An 831-nucleotide genomic window follows, 5' to 3' on the forward strand; every position below is an offset into this window, starting at 1 on the left:
GCGGCGACCCGGTCCAGCAGCGCGGACGGCGTGGTGCCCGCCCGTCCCGCGCCGACCAGCGCCGCCCGCACGGCCTCGTCCCACTCCGCGTGGAGCGTCATCCCACCACCTCCGGCGCCCGGCCGGGCTCGGCCACCGCGCCCAGGCGCAGCTCGCGGCCGTTCCACAGGCCCCACGCGTCGAACGGCTCGCCGCCCGTCACGGCCAGCGCCTGGTCCAGCGCCAGGTCGGCCCGGACCCGCAGGCCGCGGCCCGCGCCGTCGACCAGGTGCCCGGTGTCCTCGGTGACCCGCACCGCCGCGCACCCCAGCGGGTGCAGGCGTTGCCACGGGTCGGCCTTCAGCGGCTCCTCCAGCCCCGCCAGCGCGGCCTGCCACGACTCGGGCGCCGGCACGGGCTCCGCCGGCCGCTCCACCAGCGCGCCGCCCACCGCGACCCGGTGCGGCGGCACGCCGGGGTACGGGTGCACCACCCCCTGCACCGGCACGCCGTGCGCCAACGGCGGCACGGGACGCGCGCCGCCCGCCGCGTGCCGGATCGCCATCACCCAGCCGTGCGAACGCCCCCACGCCCACTGCCGCACGGTCCGCACCAGGCCGTCGTCCGATTCGAGCTTCAGCAGCGGCACCCACTGGTCGGACCAGCCGGGGCCGCCGCGCACCTCCTCCTCCGCCACGGAGAAGCCCAACCGCCGCCGCACCACCGGATCGGGTGACTCGGCCAGGCGCGCGAGCAGGTGCAGGCCGCCGAGCCGGTCGGCCGCGTCGTGCGCCCAGTGCGGCCCGCCCGCCGCGACGAGGCCGCGCACCTCGTCCACGGCCGCCGCGAGCA

At 79.9% G+C, this 831-nt stretch carries 1 protein-coding gene; it reads right to left on the reverse strand.

Annotation, left to right across the window (positions count from 1 at the left end; genetic code table 11):
• Positions 1-97: 97 nt before the first annotated feature.
• Positions 98-831, reverse strand: a 734-nt coding sequence (locus ACFQ3T_RS36820) for a hypothetical protein (protein ID WP_380730823.1), incomplete at its 5' end; no start/stop codon positions are given.

The sequence above is a fragment of the Saccharothrix hoggarensis genome, assembly GCF_042678885.1.
GTDB lineage: Bacteria > Actinomycetota > Actinomycetes > Mycobacteriales > Pseudonocardiaceae > Actinosynnema > Actinosynnema hoggarensis.